The 12828-nt window shown below is 73.2% G+C and carries 13 protein-coding genes; 1 reads left to right on the forward strand and 12 read right to left on the reverse strand.

Annotated elements, in window-relative coordinates:
• Nucleotides 1-194, forward strand: a 194-nt coding sequence (locus AB0F10_RS39510) for a hypothetical protein (RefSeq protein WP_360637745.1), incomplete at its 5' end; no start/stop codon positions are given.
• 99 nt (nt 195-293) lie between these two features.
• Here AB0F10_RS39510 and katG read toward each other — a convergent pair.
• From katG to AB0F10_RS39570, 12 genes are all read right to left on the reverse strand, one after another.
• A complete protein-coding gene (katG, locus tag AB0F10_RS39515; RefSeq protein WP_360637748.1) occupies nt 294-2582 on the reverse strand; it encodes a catalase/peroxidase HPI in 2289 nt (762 codons plus the stop codon).
• A 33-nt stretch (nt 2583-2615) separates the two neighbouring features.
• Nucleotides 2616-3005 carry a Fur family transcriptional regulator gene (locus tag AB0F10_RS39520; RefSeq protein ID WP_360637781.1) on the reverse strand — a complete coding sequence of 130 codons (390 nt, stop codon included), beginning with the start codon at nt 3003-3005 and terminating at the stop codon, nt 2616-2618.
• 89 nt (nt 3006-3094) lie between these two features.
• Nucleotides 3095-3421 (reverse strand): hypothetical protein, encoded by a 327-nt coding sequence (locus AB0F10_RS39525; RefSeq protein ID WP_360637751.1) that lies wholly within the window; start codon nt 3419-3421, stop codon nt 3095-3097.
• A 40-nt stretch (nt 3422-3461) separates the two neighbouring features.
• On the reverse strand, nt 3462-4040 hold the full coding sequence (locus tag AB0F10_RS39530; RefSeq protein ID WP_360637754.1) for a TetR/AcrR family transcriptional regulator: 579 nt from the start codon (nt 4038-4040) through the stop codon (nt 3462-3464).
• 60 nt (nt 4041-4100) lie between these two features.
• Nucleotides 4101-4982, reverse strand: coding sequence for a hypothetical protein (locus tag AB0F10_RS39535; protein ID WP_360637757.1), 882 nt, complete (start codon nt 4980-4982; stop codon nt 4101-4103).
• Nucleotides 4979-6196 carry a cytochrome P450 gene (locus AB0F10_RS39540; RefSeq protein ID WP_360637760.1) on the reverse strand — a complete coding sequence of 406 codons (1218 nt, stop codon included), beginning with the start codon at nt 6194-6196 and terminating at the stop codon, nt 4979-4981. The genes AB0F10_RS39535 and AB0F10_RS39540 overlap by 4 nt, the downstream gene beginning before the upstream one ends.
• A complete protein-coding gene (locus tag AB0F10_RS39545; protein ID WP_360637763.1) occupies nt 6193-6588 on the reverse strand; it encodes a nuclear transport factor 2 family protein in 396 nt (131 codons plus the stop codon). The genes AB0F10_RS39540 and AB0F10_RS39545 overlap by 4 nt, the downstream gene beginning before the upstream one ends.
• The gene (locus AB0F10_RS39550) at nt 6585-7664 is read right to left on the reverse strand and encodes a ketoacyl-ACP synthase III family protein (protein WP_360637766.1); all 1080 of its coding nucleotides are present in this window, start codon (nt 7662-7664) and stop codon (nt 6585-6587) included. Before AB0F10_RS39550 ends, AB0F10_RS39545 begins: the two co-directional genes overlap by 4 nt.
• An 8-nt stretch (nt 7665-7672) precedes the next feature.
• Entirely contained in the window at nt 7673-10357 is a 2685-nt protein-coding gene (locus tag AB0F10_RS39555; RefSeq protein ID WP_360637769.1) for a PEP/pyruvate-binding domain-containing protein, read from the reverse strand.
• Between the two features lie 3 nt (nt 10358-10360).
• Nucleotides 10361-11002, reverse strand: a complete 642-nt coding sequence (locus AB0F10_RS39560) for an isoprenylcysteine carboxylmethyltransferase family protein (RefSeq protein WP_360637772.1) — start codon at nt 11000-11002, stop codon at nt 10361-10363.
• On the reverse strand, nt 10999-11844 hold the full coding sequence (locus AB0F10_RS39565; RefSeq protein ID WP_360637775.1) for an AfsA-related hotdog domain-containing protein: 846 nt from the start codon (nt 11842-11844) through the stop codon (nt 10999-11001). Before AB0F10_RS39565 ends, AB0F10_RS39560 begins: the two co-directional genes overlap by 4 nt.
• A gap of 57 nt (nt 11845-11901) precedes the next feature.
• On the reverse strand, nt 11902-12504 hold the full coding sequence (locus AB0F10_RS39570; protein WP_360637778.1) for a nitroreductase family protein: 603 nt from the start codon (nt 12502-12504) through the stop codon (nt 11902-11904).
• Nucleotides 12505-12828 lie beyond the last annotated feature (324 nt).

Consider the following 12828-nt stretch of genomic DNA (forward strand, 5'->3'; position numbering starts at 1 on the left):
CCGTGCTGGCCGTGCTGGCCGTGCTGGCCGTGCTGGCCGTGCTGGCCGTGCTGGCCGTGCTGGCCGTGCTGGCCGTGCTGGCCGTGCTGGCCGTGCTGGCCGTGGACGTATCGTCGGCTGCGAGCGGCGGTGTCTACGGGCGCTGCGCTCGTTCGGTGACACCTACGGGAGCGGCAAGGGCGAACGCCGCTTGATGCTGGGCTGGCCGTGCTTGGTCGTGGTCGCGTTGTCGGGCGGTCGTCGTGCGGTTGTGCCCCCGGGCCGACCCGTGAGGGCCGGCCGGGGGCGCGCGATCAGTTGAGGTCGAACCGGTCCAGGTTCATTGTCTTGACCCAGGCCGCGACGAAGTCCGTGACGAACTTCCCGCGGGCGTCGTCGCTCGCGTAGACCTCGGCCAGGGCGCGCAGCTCCGAGTTCGAGCCGAACAGCAGGTCGACCCGGCTGCCGGTCCATTTGACCTCGCCGGTGGCGAGATCGCGGCCCTCGAAGGAGGTCGCGTCCTCGGACGTCGGCCGCCACGCCGTGCCCAGGTCGAGCAGGTTGACGAAGAAGTCGTTGGTCAGCGACCCGGGGGTGGCGGTGAGGACGCCGACGGGCGAACTCTGGTGGTTCGCGCCCAGGACGCGCAGGCCGCCGACGAGCACCGTCATCTCGGGTGCGCTCAGGGTGAGCAGGTTCGCCTTGTCGACCAGGAGGAACTCGGCCGGTAGGCGGTTGCCCTTGCCGAGGTAGTTGCGGAACCCGTCAGCGGCCGGCTCGAGCACGGCGAACGACTCGACGTCGGTCTGCTCCGGCGTCGCGTCGGTGCGGCCCGGGGTGAAGGGCACGTCGACCGTGTGGCCGGCGTTGCGGGCGGCCTGCTCGACGGCCGCGGAGCCGGCGAGCACGATCAGGTCGGCGAGCGAGATCCGCTTCGCGCCGGTCTGCGCGGCGTTGAACGCCTCCCGGATGGCCTCCAGGGAGCGCAGGACGCCGGCCAGCTCGGCCGGGTCGTTGACCTCCCAGCCGCTCTGCGGCTCGAGGCGGATGCGCGCGCCGTTGGCGCCGCCGCGCTTGTCGCTGCCGCGGAACGTCGAGGCCGAGGCCCACGCGGTGGAGACCAGCTGGGAGACCGACAGGCCCGAGGCGAGGACCTGCGCCTTGAGGGCGGCGACATCCGCGGCGTCGACGAGCTCGTGGTCGACCGCCGGCACCGGGTCCTGCCAGATCAGCGTCTCGGCCGGCACCTCCGGGCCGAGGTAGCGGGCGATCGGGCCCATGTCGCGGTGGGTCAGCTTGTACCAGGCGCGGGCGAAGGCGTCCGCGAACTCGGCCGGGTTCTCGTGGAAGCGCTTCGAGATCGGGCCGTAGATCGGGTCCAGGCGCAGCGCGAGGTCCGTCGTCAGCATCGTCGGGGCGTGGGTCTTGGCAGCGTCGTGCGCGTCGGGGACGGTGCCGGCTCCGGCGCCGCCCTTCGGCTTCCACTGGTTCGCGCCGGCCGGGCTCTTCGACAGCTCCCACTCGTACCCGAAAAGAATGTCGAAGAAGCTGTTGTCCCAGGTGGCGGGGGTGTTGGTCCAGGCGCCCTCGAGGCCGCTGGTGATCGTGTCGCCGCCCTTGCCGGTGCCGTACGCGTTCCGCCAGCCCAGGCCCTGCTCCTCGAGCGGGGAGGCCTCGGGCTCGAGGCCGACGTTGTCCGCCGGGCCGGCGCCGTGGGTCTTGCCGAAGGTGTGACCGCCGGCGATGAGCGCGACCGTCTCCTCGTCGTTCATCGCCATCCGGCCGAACGTCTCGCGGATGTCGCGGGCCGAGGCGAGCGGGTCCGGGTTGCCGTTCGGGCCCTCCGGGTTGACGTAGATGAGGCCCATCTGCACCGCCGCGAGCGGGTTCTCGAGATCGCGGTCGCCGGTGTAGCGCTCGTCGCCGAGCCACGTGGTCTCGGGGCCCCAGTAGACGTCCTGGTCGGGCTCCCAGACGTCGGGGCGGCCGCCGGCGAAGCCGAAGGTGTTGAAGCCCATCGACTCCAGGGCCACGTTGCCGGCGAGGATCATGAGGTCGGCCCAGGAGAGGTTCTGGCCGTACTTCTTCTTGACCGGCCAGAGCAGGCGGCGGGCCTTGTCGAGGTTCGCGTTGTCCGGCCAGCTGTTCAGCGGCGCGAAGCGCTGCTGGCCGGCACCGCCGCCGCCGCGGCCGTCGCTGACGCGGTAGGTGCCCGCGCTGTGCCACGCCATCCGGATCATGAACGGGCCGTAGTGGCCGTAGTCGGCCGGCCACCAGTCCTGCGAGCTCGTCAGGACCTCCGCGATGTCCTGCTTCACGGCGGGCAGGTCCAGGGTCTTGAACGCCGCGGCGTAGTCGAACGCCTCGCCGAGCGGGTTGGCCACCGCCGGGTTCTTGGCGAGGATCTTCAGGTTGAGCTGGTTCGGCCACCAGCCGCGGTTGCCGCCGCCCTCGGTCGGGTGCGCGGCGCGTCCGTGCGCGACCGGGCAACGGGACTCGGCGCCGGCCTCCGCGTCGTGGATGATCGGCTCGTGCTCCTCGGACGGCAGGGACGTGGCCCCCGCCTCCGGGTCGTGGACGATGGCGTCGTGGTTCTCAGACATGGTTACCCTCCGTGACTGGTGGATCGCAAGCTCTCAGGAACAGCCGGGGCATCGGCCCCAGAAGACGACCTCGGCCTCGTCGATCGAGAAGCCGTTGTCGTCGGAAGCCTCCAGGCAGGGTGCCTCGCCGACGGCGCAGTCGACGTCGGCGATGACGCCGCAGGTGCGACACACGATGTGGTGGTGGTTGTCGCCGACCCGTGCCTCGTAGCGGGCGACGGAGCCGGACGGCTGGATGCGCCGAACCAGCTTGGCGGCCGTCAGCGCGTGCAGCGTGTTGTAGACGGCCTGGTGTGAGACGTCGGGTAGGTTCCGGCGGACCGCGCCGATGATCGAATCCGTGTCGGCGTGCGGGTGCGTGTGCACCGCGCTCAGCACCGCGACCCGAGGCCTGGTCACCCGTAACGCGGCCCCGCGCAGCATCTGCTGGAAGTCCACGCCGGGCAGTCTGCTCGCTATTCTGGAATCAGTCAAGATTAGGCGCCTGTGACACCCGGAGGTTCGTGCTCCGTTCATGTGGTTGCCGGCGACCGGTGGCCGGGCGCCGCGCCGGGGGCCGTGGGTTCGCCGAGGCGCCGGCCGCGGGCAGGGTGAGCCCGAAGATCGAGCCGTGCGGCACCGCCGGCCGGCTCGCGGACGATGTACAGGCCGAGGCCGAGGCCGAGGCCGACGCCGGTCACCGTGCCGGCCGTGGTGAGCGCCCGTTCGGGCTCGATCCGTCGCGTCCCGCCGAACCCGGCGGCGCGCTTGCACACCACGCTCCCGGAACCGTCCGGGGCGATCTGGCGAGAGACGTGTGTCCGATCGTTGTGGTGAAGGATGTCCTCATCCTCGCCCATGACCGGGCTCGCTCCGCCCGGATACGGTGCCCGGCCGACGTCAGACCGTTGAGCCGGTCGGCAGCTGCTCGAGAACGAACGGGACGATCTGCTCCAGCGGCGCCGTCGACTGGTACGCGCGGCAGAGCACCGCGGCACCCTCCAGGCTCGCCAGCATCAGCTTGGCCAGCCGCTCCGCGTGCTCGGTGAGCGCGCCGTAGGCCACCAGCCCCTCCGTCAGCGCGTCCAGCCAGGCGTCGTACGCGCTGCGGCAGGCGACGGTCAGCGCCTCCGACGCGGGTACCGAATCCAGGGTGATGATGGTGATCGGCAGGCCCTCGGTGTAGCCGGAGGCGCGCAGCTCGCCGCCGAACTCGTCGGCCATGGCCTCGACCCACGCGCGGGCGGTGTCGTGCGCGGCGTGCAGCAGCCGGATGCGCCGCTCGAAATCGACGGTCCACTGGTTGACCGCCGCCACGGCGAGCTGCTCCTTGCCGCCCGGGAAGAGAAAGTAGACCGACCCGCGCGGCGCGCCGCTGTGCGCGATGATCTGGGCCAGCCCCGTGGCGTGATAGCCGTGCCTGCGCAGCAGAATGCTGGCGCTGGCGATGATTCGTGCCCGGGTGTCAGACTTCCGCACGGCGCTCCTCCCACTGCTGTGGATCCCGTTGCCTCCGGCAGGCCCCGCCGCGCGATCACGTCATGGATGGAGGCCGAGCAGGAAATAGCCGGTGAACGTGAGCAGAAGGTACAGCGCGGGTGCCGCGGCCGGCCACCGGGGAGCCGCCGCCGCGAGGAAGCGCCATCCGGACAGGACGATCGGCACGAGCGGCACGACGGCCAGGAGCGACCAGGCCCCGACCGGTCGCCGCACCGACACGAGCAGGAGCGCGGTCGACACCGCCGGGGCGATCAGCGCGACGGCCGTCGTGCCGGCGAGCCCGAGGACGTCGACATAGGTGCGCTCGCCCGGCTCCGGGGCTCGGGTGATCTTCTTCGCGAGTTCCAGATGGACCGAGGCGAGCACGACGATGACGATCGCGATCGACGCGTCGCGGCTCGCCGCGAGGCCGGTGCCGTGCAGGTAGCCGGCGTACAGGTAGAGGTGCAGCAGCAGTTGCGCCGGGAAGCTCACCAGCAGGCTCAGCATCAGGTCGTCGCCGGAGGGCCACCGCAGCCGCAGATGGACGGCCACCACCAGCGCGCCGTAGCCGAGTTGCGCGGCGAGGACGGCCAGCGCCGCCGGTGCGCCGGCGTTGAGGACGAGCAGGCCCGCCGAGCCCACCGCGTACAGGATGAGCAGGTCGCGGGTCCGCACGGCGCCGGCGGCCAGGGGCCGGCCGGGGTTGAACCGGCGGTCGTAGCCGAGATCGCGGATGTCGTCGAGCGCCCGCATGAGCAGCAGGTCGACCGCGAGGGTCAGCGCGGCGACCGCGGTGCCCGCGTCCGGCCTCCAGTGCGTCGCGCGCGGGTCGACGGCGGCGAACAGGCCCGTGACGCCGCAGGCCCAGGCGACGGCGAAGAGCACCGAGGGCAGCGGGGGATAGCTGCCGGCGACGAAGCGGGCCCAGCGCCTCGTCACGAGCCCGTCACCGGGCCGCCCAGGCGCACCGGCAGCGTCCACAGTCCACGCAGGAACATCTGGCCGCGCCAGTCGAGCCGCGACTCGTCCACCGCGAGCTCCATGCGGCTCAGGTGCGGCAGGATGGCGGCCAGGCCCTCCTGCAGCTCGACCCGGGCGTGCGCGGCGCCGAGGCACAGGTGCCGGCCGTGGCCCAGCCCGAGATGCGGGTTCGGCGCGCGGTCGGGGCGGAACTCGTCGGCGCCGTCGAAGACGCCGGGATCCCGGTTCGCCGCGTCGGTCAGGGGAATGACGACCCGGCCCGCGGGTATGACCGTGCCGGCCAGTTCCACCTCCTCGAGGGCGACGTGCGGCTGCCCGCCGGTGCCGGCGAACCACACCCAGCGCAGCATCTCCTCGACGAACGGGGCGATCGCCGCGGGGTCTCGAAGCAGCGACTGCCCCAGCTCGGGGCTGCGCAGCAGTTGCAGCACGCACATCGCCAGGTGGGAGGCGGTCGTCTCGCCGCCGGCCATCAGCAGGCCGAAGCCGAAGACCGCGATCTCCCGGGTGCCGAGCCGGGACTCCGGCGGCGCCGTCAGCAGGCCGGTGAGCAGGTCGTCGCCCGGGTCGCCCGCGGCCACCGCGCGTTCCCGCGCCGCCAACTGGTCGGAGAAGTACTCGTACATGCCCTGATGGGCGGCCGTCACCTCGTCGGGGGTGAACCGCCCCGCCGACATCATCACCGTCACCCGCGGCAGCAGCCGGTCGAGATCCCCGGCGTCGATGCCGAGCATTTCGCAGATCACCCGGTACGGCAGGGGCGTGGTGAAGGCGCCGATCAGGTCCACCGGCGAGTCGGCCGCCAGCAGGTCGTCCACGAGCCCCGCCGCGATGGCGGCGATCCGGGGCCGGGCCAGTTCGGCGCTGCGGTGGGTGAACCACTGCTGCACCGCGCGCCGCCGCCGGGTGTGCGTCGGCGCGTCGCTGGTGACCAGGGCGAGCGATCCGGACTCCCGGGCGAACAGGGTGCCGTTGTGCCAGGCCTCGCGGCTGAACCTGGGGTCGGCCAGCACCGTCCTGACGTCGGGGTACCTGGTGACCAGCAGTGCCTGCCGTCCATTGGGCAGCCGCACCTCGATGAGCGGCTCGTCGCGGAACAGGTCCGCGTATTCCGGGGCGAGGCTCATGCCGGGGCGGTCGGCGAACGGAAAGCGCGGGCAGCCGGCGCTCACCGCATCCACCCGGCCGCCGGCTCCAGCGCGCTCTCCTGCGCGCTGTGCCAGTACTCGCGGAACTCGGCGCAGCGGCCGTCGCCCGCGAACCGCAGCATCAGGCAGCCCGCGGCGGTACGCGGCGCGCCGGTCGCCGGGTCGTGCAGGATGCACCACCACTCGACGCTCGCGCGGCCGGCGTCCCCGATCGGGGTGCCGAACCAGATGACCGGGTCCCGCTGGCGTGACAGCGTCGCCGCCCAGTGCGCGGCGATCGCCTCCCGGCCGACGTGCGGGGACCCGAACGGCCCCTGGTGGTAGGAGGCGTCCTCGGTGAACAGCGCGGCGATCGCCGCGGGATCGCGGCCGCGCCAGCCGGCCTCGAGGTCGTCGATCCAGCGCCGGACGTTCACACGGTCTCCCTGAAGGCCTCGGGCGCGCCGGTCGCCCACGCGGGCACGGCGGTGATCTCGACGACCGCGGCCGCGAGGGAGACACCCACCCCGTTGCTGATCATCAGTACGTGGTCACCCGGGCCGACCTGCCGAGACGCCACGAGGTGGTTCAGGGCGACGAGGTGATCGCTGACCGTCAGATGACCCAGGCCGCGGCCGAGCCCGAGCATGCCCCGCGCCGGGTCGATGCCGATCGGCTGCAGCACGCTGCGGATGTAGCCCTCGCCCCCGGAGAACACGTGGGTGCTGCGGACGATGTCCGCGGCGGCGACGCCGGCCTCGGCGATGGTGCGCAGGGCGAGCTCCGTACGGGCGTCGGACAGCGATCTCTTGGCCGCGGCCGCCTCCTGCGGGAACCGGCGGCTGAAGCCGGTCAGCCGGCCGGCCACGTCGACCGGGCGGTCGAAGGTGAGCGCCGGCGGGAACAGCGGGCCGTCCGGGCGGTTCATCCGCTCGAGCTCGGGCAGCGACGCGGAGTTCATCGCCCTGACCCGGGCGAAACCGTCCCGGGTGGACAGCACCACGGCGGTCGCCGCGTCGCCGATGATCGAGCCGCGGTTGGTGTTCGTGCCGGACGAGTAGCGCCACCTGTCGAACCGGTCGACGCCGAAGTTGTCCGCGCCGGTGACCAGGGCGGCGGACCGGCCCGGGCCGGCGCTGAGATAACCGTGCGCGAGCTCCATGCTCGCCAGCACGCCGTTGCAGCCCTGCCGGACCTCCATGGCCGGGATCGTGCCGCCGACGGTGTGCCGCAGGATGTAATGGTGCGGCGACCAGCCGTCCGGCCCCTGATCGCCGACCGAGGCGTGCAGCAGCAGCGAGACGTCGTCCCGGTCGTGACCCGAGCGGTCCAGCGCCTGATTCGCCGCGACGACCGCCATCTCGGGCGCCGAGATGTTCCCCGCCACCGCCGCGCCGGTCCAGCCGCTGTTCTTCCAGTCCTCCAGGTCGTACCGGCCCTCCGCGACCGCCCGCTCGGCGGGGAACGGCTCGGGTACATAGCTGCCCAGCCCGGCCAGCCACAGATTCTCCATGCGCACTGCTACTCCCCAAGGGTTTCGAACTCGGCCTCGGACAGCAGGCGGACCGTTCCGGTGCCGCCGTCGATCTCCACGGGCGCGCCGTCCGGGATCAGGGTGGCGGCGCCGGCGACCGCGACCACGGTGGGTATGCCGAGCAGCCGGCCGGTGATCGCGGTGTGCGACACCAGGCTGCCGCGCTCGACGACCATTCCCCGGGCGACCATCATCAGCGGCAGCCAGCCCGGGTCGGTCTCGCGCGCCACGAGGATCCGGTCCGCGCAGGTCTCCGGTGCCACCGCGGCGTCGAGCAGGACCCGGGCCCGGCCGCGTACCCGGCCGTTGCTCGAGGCCAGCCCGCGCAGGACGCCGTCACCGGCCACGGTCGCGGCCGCGGCGGCGTCCGGGCGCGGCACCGGCCCGGCGACGGGTACCCCGGCCGGCGTGGTGAAGTAGGCGGGCAGGCCGGGCCGGTCCGCCGCAGCGGCGAGCTCGGCCTTGCGGCGCAGCGCCAGCTCCCGCAGGCCGGCGTCCGGCAGGGTGCCGTCGAACGCGCCGAGCACCTCCTCGACCCGCAGGTGCGCCACGTCGCCGGCCTCGTCCAGCAGCCCGGCGGCGACCAGCCGGTCGGCCAGGCGCCAGAGCACGTCGCGGGAGATCCCGTAGAGCTGGCTGCGGCAGAACCGGGTGTCCTCCCGGGCCCGCACGAAGAACCGCAGCGACGCGACGAGGACGCCGATGACGGCGCGTCGCGCCGGATTCGGGCAGCTCTCGCGCAGCGTGCGGCGTGCCTCGGCCGCGGCCCGCCGCTCGTCGGCCTCGCTGCCGGCGACGGTCAGCCCCTGGGTGACGAACGGCCGCAGGGTGGACAGGATCATCCAGGGCCGCTGCCGGGGCGTGGCCACCTCCAGCTTCAGGTCGTGCAGCGCGCGGTCGCCGTAGCGGGCCAGATGCCGGGCGAAGGCCTCGGCGACGTCGGCGCCGTGCCGGCCCGCGGCGATGTCGTCCCAGGCCTCGCGTTCGGGCTGTTGCAGCACCGCCCGGCGCAGCGACGCCCGCCCGTCGACCAGTTCCGCGAGGGCGATCGCCGAGCGGACCCCCGCCAGCGTCCGGTTGGCCCGGCCACCGGACACGAGCTGCGGCAGCAGCGCCGCGCCGTCGCGGGTCCAGCGGCCCAGCAGCACGCCGGCGACCGCCATGACGGCAAGGCCGAAGTAGCTGTTGACCATCGTGGTGCCCCAGCGCCGCTCGGCCTCGGCCCACATGTGCCGGTACCGGACGATCAGCTCGTCCGCCGTTTGCCCGTCCAGCGACGCCGAGTCGGCGACGAACGCGTCCCACCAGCGCAGGAACGCGGCCGTCTCCCGGGGCTGCCGGGCCAGCAGCAGCGCGAGCCGCGGCGCCGCCCGGAGCACGCGCGGCCACGGCCTGCCGGTGCGCTCCCGGGGCATGCCGGTGCGTTCGGTGAGCCCGAGCGACCGCTCCCACAGCGGGCGCATCAGGTCGAACCCGGGAATCCGGCCGTGCAGCGCGAACCACGCGTCCAGCCGGTAGTACACCCGGCCGTCCAGGTAGCCGATCATGCGGCGCAGGTGGTGGCGGTCGCGGCGCAGCGACGCCGCGCTCACGCCCATGCGCCGGTAGAAGTCGGTGAAGCCCATCTCGTAGAAGACGCAGGCCTGTGAATAGGTCAGCGCGCTGGTCAGGCCCGGGAAGCTCTCGGTGAGATTGTGGTTGGTCCACGGCACCTCCGGGCCGGCCGCCCGGTGATCCAGGACCACGGGCCGCGCCTGCACCAGGTGGATCTCCCCGTCCGCGGTGATGGTGCCCTCGATGTCCTGCGGCCCGCCGAAGAGCCGCTCCACCGTGACGGCCAGCGCGCACAGCTCGCGCACCTCCGCGGTGCTGAGCACCGGCGCCTGCGCCCGGTCCGCGGGCACCGGCAGCGTCACCGGCCCGGCGCCGGGCCGCTCCGGGTCCAGGCCGACCATCGTGGTCTTCGCCACGGCGTCGACCTCGATCTCGCCGGTCGCGCCGTCCACGAAGAAGTGGTCGATGTCGGCCTTCTCCTGGACGATTCCCTCGCCGATGCCGTGCGCGGCGGCGATCACCCTGCGGTCGGCCCCGGTGCGCGGGTCGCGGGTGAAGGCGACGAACGACCGCGTACCCAGCACCATGCGCTGCACGCCGACCGCGACCCGGACGGCGGCCGGGTCCAGGCCACGCCGCACCCGGTAGAGGACCGCCTCGGGGTTGTAGGCGGAGGCCCAGCAGTCCACGACGCGGGCGAGTACGGCGTCCCGGCCCACGTACAGGTAGCTGTCCGACAGGCCGGCGAACGGGTCGTCGGCGCCGTCCTCGCCGGCCCCGTCGGCGGTCGCGACCACGCAGGCCCGGACAGCGACGAGGCCGTCGGCGCCGGCGAGCGCGTCGAACGCGGTCAGCACCCGCCGCGCGAGCCCGGCGGGTGCCTCGCCGCCGCGGACCCGGTCCCGGTTGGCGCTCGCCCAGGCGATGAGCTCGCTGGTGCCGGCGTCAAGCCCGGGAAACGCGGTGGCGGCGCCGGCCGTCTCGGCGAAGGCCGCGCCGGTGAGGCAGAAGAAGGCAGGCACCGGCATCCCGGCGCGGCGCATCACGTCCTGCCGGGCGAACTTGTGCCCGACCAGGGTCGGATCGGCCGCCCCGGATCCATCGACAATGAGCCGCATGGTTCACCACACCCCCGGCAGCAGGCGCGCGCGCCCGCTGGAATAGTCGCGATAGCCGGGAACGCCCAGCAGTACCCGTTCCTCGACGCCGATCCGCCAGATCACCACCGCGCACAACACCACGAGCAGCAGGACGCTCAGCGGGTTGACGAAGTACGCCACGAACCCGGCGTTGGCCAGCAACATTCCCGTGTACGCGGGATGCCGCACGAACCGGTACGGCCCGGTGCTCACGATCGTGTGGTCCGAGTAGCGCACGACGTGGTGGGAGTAGAACCGGCCCAGCGTCCGGATGGCCACCAGCCGCAGCGCCACGGCCCCGGCGAACAGCGCGATCGGCACGGCCATCCACGCCGCCAGCACCTCCCACCGCAGCGGCCACAGCGCGGCGGAGACGCCGACGCCGGCCCGGCTCAGCGCGTACGGAAGCAGCGTGCCGTTCTCGGCGGACGCCTCCGACGGGTTCCGTACCGTGATCCGGCTCTCGGCGAGGATCCACAGTAGATATCCCACGCAGAGCAGGGCGGCAACCAGGTGCGGCGGCCGGGCGGCCTGCACGGCGTGCACACCGATCGCGACGACAAACGCGGCCACCGTCACCGGCAGCAGCGCGCGCAGGCCCGCGACGACCAGGCGTTGATTCATCGGGCGTGCCCCCGGAAGTGGTCATAATCGTCGCGGCCCAGCATCTTGCTGGCGAAACGGAGCGAGCCCAGCGCCGGCCCCCGGCCGTCGGCGGGCACCAGGTCGAAGCGGAACTTGGCCTTCTCGGCCGCGATCGGCGCCACCCGCCAGCGCAGCGCGACCGCGAGCGAGCGCGGCAGCCGCACGGGCAGGTCGACGGTGACCCCGATCCACAGCATGTGCGCGTCCAGCGGCCACCGGGCGAGGCGGTGCGGCAGCCAGGTCGAGAACTGCCGGCCCGCCTCGATGAGGTACTCCACCGCGTGCGTGTCCGGATTGCGGCCGGCGAGCGTGTGCCCCGCCGGCGCCGGCAGCACCGCGGCGCTGACCTGCCCGTCGCCGCGCCAGGGCGCGCCGATCACGATGTTCTCGTCGCGGGCCCGGTGCACGAGGGCGGCGTTCGCCGGCACCCGCCGGCCCGGGTCGAGCGGCGAGTCGCGCTCGGGCACGTCGTCCGCGGCGGAGAACTCGAACCAGCCGTCGGCCACGGTCGTCGCCTCCTGGGCGACCTGGATCCCGCCCCGCGCGCCGCCGTCGGTGAGCAGCAGCGTGGGCGCCGGATCGAGCTCGCAGATGTTCCGGAAGGTCATCGCGGCCCGGATCCGGCCCGCGAACGCCACGTCGGCGCCCTCGCGTATCAGTTCGGCCGCGCCGCTGATGATCAGCATGCCGGGCACGTGGTCGAGGGGGTGGTCGAAGAAGAACGGGTCGCCCTGGTCGACGCGCAGCCGGGCCGTCGCCCTCTCGACGAGTTCGGGTGGTTCGTGGTCCCACAACGCGGTCGCAGTGCTGCGCTGTCCCATTACCGGGTACCTCACGTTCTTGATCGGCAAAGTCTGATGTGGTGCGCAGTCGGGTTCTCAGGACCAGCGGTCGAGGTACAGCACCTCTTCGACGGCCCGGCGCCGGGCCGGCCGGAACCCGGTGCCCAGCACGTGCGCGGTCGGGATCAGCGCGCCCTGGCGGACGTTGTCCGGCAGCCCGAGCACCTCGGCAACCTCCCGCTCGTACGCCAGGTGGGCGGTCGTCCACGCGGTGCCGAGGCCGCGGGCGCGGGCGGCGAGCATGTAGCTCCACGCGGCTGGCAGCAGCGAACCCCACAGGCTTGCCTGGCTGCCCTGCGGCAGCGCGCCGGATTTCAGCTCGAGGCAGGGGATCACCAACACGGGTACGTCGGCGATGTGCCGGGCGAGATGACCCGCGCTCTCGACGTCGGCCGGGGGATAGGCGTCCCGCCGCGGCAGGAAGTGCTCCTGCCAGGCGAGCGTGTGCCAGCGGCCGACGGCCGCGCGCTGGGCCGGATCGGTGACGACGATCCAGCGCCACGGCTGCTCGTTGCCGCCGGACGGCGCCTGCAGCGCGATGCGCAGGCAGTCCTTGACGGTGCCGAGGTCCACCGGCCGGGTGAGGTCCAGCCGGCGGCGCACGGCGCGGGTAGTCGTCAGTAGCTGGTCCGGAGTCATCGAGTCCCCCTCTGGGCGCCGTGACTCGATACTAAGTGGACCGACCGTCATAGTAGATAGACTATGATCTCTCTAACTCGCCGCCGTTCCATTGGATGAGATCGATGAGAGGCGCGGCCGGTAGCCGTGCTGGTGGGGCGCGCGGGCCCGCCGCCGGTGGGCGCCCCGGCATTCGGGAAGGCGCGTTTCCGGGAAGTTAAGTTACGCGAACGACTGTGAACTGCTACCCGCTGTGTATCGGCTGGCGGATCGGACGGGCCCGGGTCGGATGGACGGCCGGTGCCGCGCGACGCCGCGGCGTGCGAGATTGTCGCGCGGCCGGCG

Origin of the sequence: Actinoplanes sp. NPDC026623 (genome assembly GCF_040638275.1) — a bacterium.
Classification (GTDB): domain Bacteria; phylum Actinomycetota; class Actinomycetes; order Mycobacteriales; family Micromonosporaceae; genus Actinoplanes.